Origin of the sequence: Streptomyces milbemycinicus (assembly GCF_002154605.1) — a bacterium.
Lineage (GTDB): Bacteria > Actinomycetota > Actinomycetes > Streptomycetales > Streptomycetaceae > Streptomyces > Streptomyces milbemycinicus.
Genome location: NZ_MUNE01000711.1, coordinates 1 through 10,450, shown reverse-complemented (window position 1 = coordinate 10,450; position 10,450 = coordinate 1). Strand labels below are relative to the sequence as shown.

The 10,450-nt window shown below is 70.5% G+C and carries 11 protein-coding genes; all 11 read left to right on the top strand.

Translation table 11 applies throughout. From position 1 onward, the window contains the following. The coding region (locus tag CCN51_RS43780) for a sugar phosphate isomerase/epimerase family protein (RefSeq protein WP_245881805.1) at nucleotides 1-991 on the top strand (991 nt) is incomplete at its 5' end. Nucleotides 992-1,020: 29 nt separating this feature from the next. After that, the gene (locus CCN51_RS43775) at nucleotides 1,021-2,130 is read left to right on the top strand and encodes a Gfo/Idh/MocA family protein (RefSeq protein ID WP_014182277.1); all 1,110 of its coding nucleotides are present in this window, start codon (nucleotides 1,021-1,023) and stop codon (nucleotides 2,128-2,130) included. Nucleotides 2,131-2,237: 107 nt separating this feature from the next. Beyond that, complete coding sequence (locus CCN51_RS43770; RefSeq protein WP_014182276.1) at nucleotides 2,238-3,125, top strand: sugar phosphate isomerase/epimerase family protein; 888 nt, start codon at nucleotides 2,238-2,240, stop codon at nucleotides 3,123-3,125. Nucleotides 3,126-3,228: 103 nt separating this feature from the next. After that, nucleotides 3,229-4,737, top strand: coding sequence for an ABC transporter substrate-binding protein (locus CCN51_RS43765; protein ID WP_014182275.1), 1,509 nt, complete (start codon nucleotides 3,229-3,231; stop codon nucleotides 4,735-4,737). Nucleotides 4,738-4,783: 46 nt separating this feature from the next. After that, entirely contained in the window at nucleotides 4,784-5,725 is a 942-nt protein-coding gene (locus CCN51_RS43760; protein ID WP_014182274.1) for an ABC transporter permease, read from the top strand. Next, complete coding sequence (locus CCN51_RS43755) at nucleotides 5,722-7,482, top strand: dipeptide/oligopeptide/nickel ABC transporter permease/ATP-binding protein (protein ID WP_014182273.1); 1,761 nt, start codon at nucleotides 5,722-5,724, stop codon at nucleotides 7,480-7,482. Before CCN51_RS43760 ends, CCN51_RS43755 begins: the two co-directional genes overlap by 4 nt. Beyond that, nucleotides 7,479-8,306, top strand: coding sequence for an ATP-binding cassette domain-containing protein (locus CCN51_RS43750; RefSeq protein ID WP_014182272.1), 828 nt, complete (start codon nucleotides 7,479-7,481; stop codon nucleotides 8,304-8,306). Before CCN51_RS43755 ends, CCN51_RS43750 begins: the two co-directional genes overlap by 4 nt. Next, the gene (locus CCN51_RS43745; protein WP_014182271.1) at nucleotides 8,303-8,740 is read left to right on the top strand and encodes a nuclear transport factor 2 family protein; all 438 of its coding nucleotides are present in this window, start codon (nucleotides 8,303-8,305) and stop codon (nucleotides 8,738-8,740) included. Before CCN51_RS43750 ends, CCN51_RS43745 begins: the two co-directional genes overlap by 4 nt. After that, nucleotides 8,737-8,997: a hypothetical protein gene (locus CCN51_RS43740; RefSeq protein WP_014182270.1), complete on the top strand. Its 261-nt coding sequence runs from the start codon at nucleotides 8,737-8,739 to the stop codon at nucleotides 8,995-8,997. The genes CCN51_RS43745 and CCN51_RS43740 overlap by 4 nt, the downstream gene beginning before the upstream one ends. 1 nt (nucleotide 8,998) lies before the next feature. Then, nucleotides 8,999-9,616 carry a response regulator transcription factor gene (locus CCN51_RS43735; protein WP_014182269.1) on the top strand — a complete coding sequence of 206 codons (618 nt, stop codon included), beginning with the start codon at nucleotides 8,999-9,001 and terminating at the stop codon, nucleotides 9,614-9,616. A gap of 11 nt (nucleotides 9,617-9,627) precedes the next feature. Continuing rightward, nucleotides 9,628-10,450 (top strand): PAS domain-containing protein (locus tag CCN51_RS43730; protein WP_143676088.1); only part of this gene is annotated, 823 nt, incomplete at its 3' end.

Below are 10,450 nucleotides of genomic sequence, written 5' to 3'. Positions count from 1 at the left end.
GGGTCGACGTCGACCCTGCGCCGACAGCACCCGTAGCACCGACTGCACTGACAGCCCTGGAGTCCACCGCATGAAACTCGGCATGCTCACCGCCTGCCTGCCCCAGCTCTCCCTCGCCGAGATCGCCTCCTGGGCGGGCGCCGCCGGATACCAGGCGCTGGAGGTCGCCGCCTGGCCCCGCACCGGCGGCCGTGACTTCGAAGCGGCCCACCTGCCGGTGACCGGGTTCGACGACCGCGCGGCCGACGAGACCCGGGCGCTGCTCGGCCGCCACGGCCTCGACATCTCCGCGCTCGCCTACTACGAGAACAACCTCCATCCCGACCCCGGGCGGCGGGCCGAGATCCACACCCACCTCAAGGCGGTGGTGGACGTGGCGCAGGCGCTGGACGTCCCGTACGTGGGCACCTTCGTCGGCCGCGACTGGACCAGGCCCGTCGCCCACAACCTCGACGAGGCCCAGAAGGTCTTCCCCGAGCTCGTCGAGTACGCGGGGGAGCGCGGGGTGCGGATCATCATCGAGAACTGTGTGATGGAGGGCTGGCACCCGGACGGCTATCCGGGCAACCTCGCCTACTCGCCCGAGCTGTGGGAGTGGATGTTCTCCCTCGGGCTGTATCTGAACTGGGACCCGTCACATCTGACCTGGATCGGCATCGACCCGGTGACGACCATCGCGCCCTACGCCGACAAGATCGTGCACGCCCAGGCCAAGGACCTCCAGATCCTCCCCGGCAAGGCCGACCGCTATGGCTTCTTCGGCAAGGCGGTCCGGCGCGAGGACCCATGGGACACCGGCTGGTGGCGCTACCGCGTCCCGGGCCGTGGCCAGGTCGACTGGAACGCCGTCGTGGACGCGCTGTACGAGAACGGCTTCACCGGGACCCTCTCCGTCGAACACGAGGACCCGGTGTGGAGCGGCACCGAGGAGAAGGTCAAAACCGGTCTGGAGATTGCCCACCGGACACTGCGGCCCCTGATCGTCGCCTGACCCGACTCACCACGTATCGCAGGAGATTCATGGCTCAGCAACCAGCACGGCACCGTATCGGAATTCTGGGCGCCGGCAACATATTCGGCCGCTACGTCGAGGGCCTGCGCACCTTTCCGGAGCTCGAAGTGGTCCGTGTGGCCGACGTCGAGGAGGACCGCGCGAAGCAGGCCGCGTCCGAGTACGCCATCCCCGCCTGGGGCGGCGCAGACGAACTGCTCGGCGACGATGCCGTCGAGATCGTCATCAACATCACTCCGCCGCGGTTCCACGCCAAGACCGTCATCGCCGCCCTGGAAGCCGGTAAACACGTCTACGTCGAGAAGCCGATCGCGGCCACCGTCGAGGAGGCCCGCGAGGTCCTGGAAGCCGCCGCGGCCGGCGGGAAGCTGCTGGGCTCGGCCCCGGACACTTTCCTCGGCAGCGCCGTGCAGACCGCCCGGCACGCCATCGACACCGGTCTGATCGGCGAACCCGTCGGCGCCACCGCCTTCGTACGCTCCAGCCGCGCCGAGACCTGGCACCCGGACCCCCGCGCCTTCTACGGACCGGGCGGTGGGCCCGTGCTCGACATGGGCCCCTACTATCTGGCCGCGCTCGTCAACTGCCTCGGCCCGGTCCGGCAGGTGTCCGCCGCCACCCGCATCGGCGCGAAGACCCGCAAGGTGACCAGCCCCGAGCGGGTGGTCGACGAGGTCACCGTCGAGGTCCCCACCCACGCCTCGGCCGTGCTGACCTTCGCCTCCGGGGCCATCGGCACCACCCTGATGAGCTTCGACGTCTGGGACACCGAACTGCCGCGCATCGAGATCTACGGCACCGAGGGCACCCTCGCACTGCCCAACCCCAACTTCTTCGACGGCGATGTGCGCATCAAGCGCCACCAGGACGAGCACTGGCGGGTGCTCACCCCGGTCACCGAGCTCTTCGGCGCCGTGGACACCCCCGAGCAACACCGCCGCGGACTGGGCGTGCGGGACCTCGCGGGCGGCATCGACGGCGGCCCGCACCGCGCCAATCCGCAGTTCGCCTTCCACACCCTCGAGGTGCTGGCGAGCTTCGAGACCGCACAGCGGGAGAACCGGGTCGTCCAGCTGCGGAGCAGCTGCGAGCGCCCCGAGCCGCGCTACGCCCACTGACCAGGCCCGCACCACGCCCACTGACCAGGCCCGCACCACGCCCACCGACCAGGCCCGTGACCGGCCACTGACAGGCCCGTGACCGGCCACGGAAAGGACCACAGACGATGAAGATCAGGCAGGACCGCCTCGCCATCAACCCCCTCCAGTGGGTCGCGAGCGCCGACGGCTGGATCGATCCCACGCTCGCCCCGCCCCTCGACGAGCAGCTGGCCGTCATCCGCGACGCGGGCCTCAAGGCCCTGCACAGCGCCGTGCCCGGTGACCTGACCCCGAAGGCGTACGCGGCCCGCCTCGCCGACCACGGCATCAGCCCCGCGCCCGGCTACATCCCCGTCCGGCTCACCGACGACGACGCCGAGCGGCGGACGTTCCGGGACACCGCGGCGCGCGTCGCCGGACACCACGCGGAGCTGGGCGTGGACACGGTCTTCCTCGCCATGGGGATGGCGAAGGACGCGGAGCGGGTGGCCCGTCCCGCGGTCGGCCACCTCGCCGACCAGGGGCGGCTGGAGCGGGTACGGGACCTCCTGGCCGAGATGGCCGGGATCATCCGGGCCGAGGGGATCGCCCCCGCCTTCCACCCGCACGTCGGGACCTGGGCCGAGACCGAGGAGGAGACCCGCTTCGTCCTCGACACCGTCGACCCCTCCGTTCTCGCCTTCGGGCCGGACATGGGCCATCTGGCCTGGGCGGGCGCGGACGCCGCGCAACTGGTGCGCGACTACGCGGACCGCGTGGCGAGCGTCCACATCAAGGATCTGGACCTCGGCCTCGCGGCCCGGGCCAGGGAGGCGGGCTGGGACTACCGCAAGACGGTGCTCGCGGGGCTGTGGTCGGAGCCGGGCCATGGAAACGCCGACATCGAGGGCTTCGTCGGCGCGCTGCCCGACGACTTCGACGGCTGGCTGATCGTCGAGGTCGACCGCGGGGCCCGGCCGACCCCCGAGGAGAGCGTGCGGCTGTGCGGGGAGTGGGCCGCCCAGTACGCGTAGCCGTGACCGGGTTACGCGGGGCTGGACCGGCTTCGCACGGCCGACGGCAGGACGGTACGGGGGACAACGAGGTGATCCGGTACGTGAACCAGGTGGAGAGAACATGCGCAAGACAGTGGCGATCATCGGCGCCGGACTTCTGACGGCGACGGCGACGGCCTGCGGCGGCGGTACCCAGGCCGCTGGCGGCGACAAGACACTGACCCTCGCCGAGTCGGTCACGGCCACGCCGTGGGACCTGGCCAAGGCGAGCATGGGCCCCGAGGCCCAGTACTACCAGCCGGTCTTCGACACGCTGATCCGGCTCGACTCCAAGGGCGAGCCGACCCCCAACCTGGCCACGTCGTGGTCGTACGACAAGGCCCAGACGACCCTGACGCTGAAGCTGCGCACCGGGGTGAAGTTCACCGACGGCACGGCGCTCGACGCGGACGCGGTCAGGCAGAGCCTGCTGCACACCAAGAGCGGCACCGGCAGCGCCGCCGGAGAGATCCAGGACATCACCGGCGTCGACGTCGTCGACGCCCACACCGTGGCGATCAAGCTGAGCCACCCCACCGCGTCACTGCTCTCGGCGCTGGGCCAGGTCTCAGGCATGATCGCCGGCCCCAAGTCGCTCGAGAACCCGAAGGTCCCGGTCGGCTCGGGCCCGTACCAGCTGGACACGTCGGCCACCACCGCCGGGCAGACGTACACCTACACGCGCAACCCCGACTACTGGAACGCGAAGGCGTTCCCCTACGACAAGATCGTCGTCAAGTACCTGGCCGACCCGACCGCGCGCACCAACGCCCTGCTGTCCGGGCAGCTCGACGGCGCCACCCTCAACCTCAACCGGGTGGCGACCGTCAAGGGCCGCGGTCTGAACGTCGTCACCTACCAGCCCGGCGACATCGAGGGCCTGTACATCTGGGACCGAGCCGGCAAGAAGGTGCCCGCGCTCGGCAAGCTGAAGGTCCGCCAGGCGCTCAACCACGCCTTCGACCGGCAGGCCATCGTCAAGTCGGCCAAGACCGGGCTCGGCACGCCCACCACGCAGCTGTTCGCACCCGGTGAGGACGGCAACGACGCCGGGCTCGACGACACCTACTCCTACGATCCGGCGAAGGCCAGGAAGCTGCTGGCCGAGGCCGGCTACCCGGACGGCTTCTCCGTCACCATCCCGGACCTCTCCGCGATGTTCCCGCAGGAGCAGGCCGCGCTCACCCAGTCCCTCAAGGACATCGGCATCAAGGTGAAGCTGGACAACCTGCCGGGCGACCAGGTCTTCAGCAGCATGCTGTCCGGCAAGTACGCGATGTCGTACTTCAAGCTGGGCGCGCCCACGGTCTGGGACAAGGTCCAGCTTCAGCTGACGAAGAAGTCGACCTGGAACCCCTTCAAGTACGACGACCCGAAGGCCGACGACCTCATCGAGCGCATCGGCAAGGCGACCGGAGCCAAGCGGTCGGCGCTGTTCAAGCAACTCAACACCTACGTGGTCGAGCAGGCGTGGAACGCCCCCTGGAACGTCATCGCCAACGCGTACGCGACCGCGAAGGACGTGAAGGTGACACCGCAGCCCGGCACCCAGTACCCGCCGATCTACAACTACGCACCGGCGGCCAAGTAGCCACCGGGCCCGCTCCGACACCGACACGCGGAAGGAGGAACTGACCGTGCTCGTCTTCTTGTTCCGGCGCATAGCCGCCGGTGCCGTTCTGGTGGTCGTCGTGGCCACCGCGACGTTCCTGTTGCTGAACCTCACGGGCACCGACGTCGCCCGCAACGTTCTGGGCGAGACCGCCTCACGGTCCGCCGTGACCGCCAAGAGCCATGAACTCGGTCTTGACCAGCCCCTGGTGGAGCGCTACTGGCACTGGGTCGAACAGGCCGCGCAGGGAAACCTGGGCAGCTCGTGGTTCACCGGCGACTCGGTGAACCAGTCCCTGATGGACACGTTGCCGGTCACCCTCTCCGTGGTGCTGACCGGCCTGCTGATCGCCGCGGTCCTCAGCGTCGCCCTGGGCGCGGCGGCGGCGCTGCGCGGCGGCTGGGTGGACCGCGCGGTGCAGTTCGCCGCCGTGCTGGGCACCGCGGTGCCCAGCTTTCTGATCGCCCTGGTCCTCGTGGTCACCCTGGCGGTCCAGCTCGGGTGGCTGCCCGCCACGGGCTATGTCGCTCTGGGCACCTCCGCCACCGACTGGTTCCGCTCGATCATCCTGCCCGCGGTGTCCCTGGCCGTCGCCGCGACCGCGGCCACCGCGATGCAGGTGCGCGGCGCGATGATCGACGTACTGCGCGCCGACTTCGTGCGCACACTGCGCAGCCGTGGCCTGAGCACCCGCAGCGTGGTGTTCAAGCATGCGCTGCGCAATGCCGCCCCGCCCGCCCTGACCGTCATCGCCCTGCAGTTCATCGGCCTGATCAGCGGCGCCGTCGTCGTGGAGAAGGTGTTCGGTCTGCCCGGCATCGGGACCCTCGCCAACTCGGCCGCCGTACGCGGTGACGCGCCCGTGCTGCTGGGCACGGTCGTGGTCACCGTCGGCATCGTCGTCGCCGTCAATCTGCTGCTGGACATCGCGTACGGCTGGCTCAACCCGAAGGTGCGTGTCTCATGACGGCGGTGGAGTTCCCTCCGGCCCCCAAGCGGGACGGCCTCGTGCGCCGGGCGCTGCGCGATCCGCTGGCCGTCGGCTGCCTGGTCGTCCTGGCGCTGCTGATCGTCGCGAGCCTGGCGGCACCGCTGCTCACCGGCTACGAGCCCGACCACAGCGTCATGGCGGACACGCTCGCGCCCATGTCGGGCAGCCATCCGCTCGGCGGCGACGGCGTCGGCCGGGACGTGCTCTCACGGCTGCTGTACGGCGGCCGCACCAGCCTCGTGGGCGGCACGCTCGCCGTCCTGGTCGCCTTCGCGGTCGGCGGGCCGCTCGGTCTGATCAGCGGCTTCTACCGCGGCTGGTTCGACGCCGTGGCCGGCTGGATCGTCAATGTCATCATGGCCGTGCCCGCCATCATCGTGATGCTCGTCGTGATGGCGGCCGTCTCGCAGGACCTCAACGTCGCCATGGTCGTCCTGGGCGTCATCATGGCCCCGATGGTCTTCCGCCTCATCCGCGCATCGGTGATCGCGGTCCGCGAGGAGCTGTACGTGGACGCCGCCCGCGTCTCGGGGCTCGGCGACGGGCGCATCATGCGACGCCACGTCCTGCCCGTGGTGATCGCCCCGTCCCTCATCCAGGCGACGCAGGTGTTCGCCGTGGCGATCGGCATCCAGGCGGGGCTCGCCTTCCTCGGCCTGGGCAAGGCGTCCCAGGCCAGCTGGGGCGCGATGCTGGGCGACGCCTTCACCAACATCTACAACGCGCCCGCGCTGCTGGTCTGGCCGGGCGCCGCGATGGGCCTGACCATCCTGGCGTCGAGCCTGCTGGGCAACGTGGTGCGCGACGCGCTGGGCACGGCCGAGCCCCGGGTGGTCAGGCGTCGTAAGCGGGTCGAGCGAAGGGCCGCGGCCCCGGTGGCCGAGGCGCCCGCGGACCGCCTGCTCACCGTGGCGGGGCTGCGCGTCGGCTACCCGAAGCCCGGCGGCGACAAGACCGTCGTGGACGGGGTGAGCCTCACCGTGGCGCGCGGTGAGGTGCTGGGTCTGGTCGGCGAGTCCGGCTCGGGCAAGAGCCAGACGGCGTTCTCCGTCCTCGGGCTGCTGCCGAACGAGGCCGAGGTGACGGCGGACCGGATGGTCTTCGACGGGAAGGATCTGCTGGGCCTGGACCTCGCCGCGCTGAACGCCCTGCGCGGGCGCGGCATCGGCTACATCCCCCAGGAGCCCATGTCCAACCTGGACCCGTGCTTCCGGATCGGCTCCCAGCTCGTGGAGCCCATGCGCAAGCACCTGGGGCTCTCCCGGGCCGAGGCCCGCGCCAAGGCGCTCGAACTCCTCGCACGGGTCGGCATCCCGGACCCGGAGCGGGTGTTCAGGTCGTATCCGCACCAGATCTCCGGCGGTATGGCCCAGCGCGTCCTGATCGCCGGCGCCGTGTCCTGCGACCCGCGGCTGCTCATCGCCGACGAGCCGACCACGGCGCTGGACGTCACCGTGCAGGCCGAGGTGCTGGACCTGATGCGCTCGCTGCAGCAGGAGCGGGAGATGGGCATGATCCTGGTGACCCACGACTTCGGTGTCGTGGCCGACATCTGCGACCGGGTCGCGGTGATGCAAAAGGGCCGCATCGTGGAGACCGCGCCGGCCCGGCAGATCTTCGCGGCGCCCGAGCACGGGTACACGCGCATGCTCCTGGACTCGACGCTCGAAGGCGGGCCCGCGCGCGGTGATCTGCGCGTCCCCGACAAGCCCCTCAAGGAGGTGACGTCATGACCTCTCCGCTGCTCGAACTCGACGACGTCGTCGTGGAGTACCCCGGAAAGGGCCGAGGCAAGAAGCCCTTCCGCGTCCTGCACGGTGTCTCCCTGGCCATCGAGCCCGGCGAGACCCTGGGCCTGGTCGGCGAGTCCGGCTCCGGCAAGACGACCCTGGGCCGGGCCGTCCTCGGTCTCGCACCCGTCACCGGCGGCGAGATCCGGTACGAGGGGAGGCCCATCTCACGACTGGGCAAACGGGAGCGGCGGGCGCTCAGCAAGGACATCCAGGTCGTCTTCCAGGACCCGTTCACCTCGCTCAACCCCGCCATGACGGTCATGGACATCCTCACCGAACCGCTGCTGGTGACCGGTGTCGCGCGCGCGGACGCGGAAGCCCGGGTGCAGAAGCTGCTGGACCACGTGTATCTCCCCCAGGACGCGGCCCGCCGGCTGCCCCGCGAGTTCTCCGGAGGCCAGCGCCAGCGGATCGCCATCGCACGCGCCCTCTGCCGGGACCCCAAGCTGATCGTCTGCGACGAACCGGTCAGCGCCCTGGACCTGACGACACAGGCCCGGGTGCTCGACCTGTTCATCGAGATCCAGGAGGCGACCGGCGTGGCGTACCTCTTCGTCACCCACGACCTGTCCGTCGTACGGCACATCAGCCACCGGGTGGCCGTGCTGTACCGCGGCGACATCGTGGAGACGGGCGACGCGGCCCAGGTCACCGAGTCCCCGGAACACGCCTATACCAAGCGGCTGTTGCTCGCGGCGCCCGTCCCCGACCCGGAACGGCAGGCGCGACGGCGCGCGGAACGGCTGAGGCAGGCCGCTTCATGAACGCGTACGACGCGTGCTCGGCCACCCTCACCCGGTATCTCGCGCTGTGCGACGTACCCGCGCGCGTCGAGGGCGAACTGGGCGACCTGTTCACCGAGGACGCCGTCTGGGAGGGCGGCGGCAGCGCCTACGCCGAGAAGTTCGGCCGCACCGAGGGCCGCGAGGCGATCGTCGCGATGCTGACGGCCTATCTGCCGCCCCACCCCCACTTCCGTACGAATGTGCACCTGCTGTTCCCCGGCACGGTCGACGGTGGCGGTCGCGGTGTGCGGGGGAGTTGGCAGATGCAGCAGCTCTCGCGGTACGAGTCGGGCGAGGCCGAGCTCATGGTCGCCCGGCTCGACGTGACCTTCCGGCTCGACCCGGACCGGCCCCGTATCTCCGCCTTCCGCACCGAACGACTCTTCACCGCACCGCTGCCGGGGGAGCGATGAACGACCGCACCATGCTGCTGACCTGCTACGCCGACACCCACAACTACGGCTGGCACCACGTCGACCTGTTCGTGCACGACGGCACGGGCCGGGAGGTCAACTGGGTCCACTGGCAGGTCGACGAGGACGGCCCGGACGGCGCGGACGCGGCGACCGCACGGGTCGAACCCACTCTGCGCCGCACCAGCGAGTGGCGGTGCGGGATCAGCGCCGACGGAAGCGAGTACTGGACCGCCCAGGCCGCCTGGGACGGCTGAGATGTGCCTGGTCTACATCCTGGACGACGACGAGGAGCTGAGCGCGTCGCTGGCCTGGCTCCTCGAATCGATCGGCATCCGCTCGGAGCGCTTCCGGGACGCCCGGACCTTTCTGCGCTCCTACGACCGCGGCCGGCCCGCCTGCCTGGTGCTCGACGTCCGTATGCCGGAGCTCAGCGGCTTCGACGTCCAGCGGCTGCTGAACGAGACAGGGACGCCGCTGCCCGTCGTCTTCGTCTCCGCGCACGGCGACATCCCGATGTCGGTCCGGGCCCTGCAGAACGGGGCCGTCGACTTTCTGGAGAAGCCCTACGACCCCCAGCACCTGCTCGACGTCGTGCAGGCCGCCCAGCGCACGGCCCGCGAGCGCTTCGCGTGGGCGGCCCGGCAGAGCGAGCTGCGGGCGAAGCTGGACGGTCTGACCGTACGGGAGCGGGAAGTGCTCGCGCTGGCCGTCGACGGTGAGCCGAACAAACGGATCGCGGGACGGCTGGGCATCAGCGCCAAAACCGTCGATGTGCACCGCGCCCGCATCCGGGAGAAGACCGGCGCCGAGAGCATCGCCACCCTCGTACACGACATGCTCCGGCTGGGGCTGCGCCTCCCGGCGGGCGAGTGAGAGGAACGGCCGTGGATCCCCTGGCGCCCGCGGACTTCCGGGAGCTGACCCAAGCCCTCAAATACTGCGTCCTGCTCCACGACGCCCACACCTACCAGATCCTGTGGGCCAATCGCGCGGCCTGCGACCTGCTCGGCTGGACCGTCGACGAGCTGCGGCCGCTCAAGGCGCCGGACATGAGCAAGAACGCCCGCCAGTACAGCCGCGAGCTCGGACACCGCTGGCTCGGGCAGGCCGTCGAGCACGGCGTCAGCGCCACCGAGTGGTGCTACCGGTCCAAGAGCGGCGAGGAAATCCTCACCGAGGCGATCGCGATCCGCGTCGACCTTCCGGCGCGGACGGTGGTGATGGTCCAGTTCCGCGACATCGCCGAGGAGAAGGCGGTCCGGCACGACCTGTTCCGCACCGAGAGCAGACTGCGCACCTTCCTGGGCAGCCTCGCCGAGGGCATCGTCGTCCTCGACGACGCGGACCGTGTCGTCTTCGCCAGCGAGTCGGCGGTGCGGCTGCTCGGCGACGGCCTCTACGGAGCGGACTTCGCCGACTACTGCCTCGACGGCATCGTGCCCGCCCAAGAAGGCCGCTACCGGTTCGCCGCACCCCGAAGCACACCCCGCTGGTACGCGGCGACCTGCCAGTACATCGAGATCGAGAGCGATCTGCGCGGCCGGATGCTCCTCTTCTACGACATCACCGACCGGGTGCGCGCCGAGGAGGAGCACCGCCGCGACACCCAGCACCTCGACCACCTCGCCCGGTACAACGCCATGGGCGACATGGCGATGGCCATCGCCCACGAGGTCAGCCAGCCGCTCGCCGCTGCGTACAACTTCG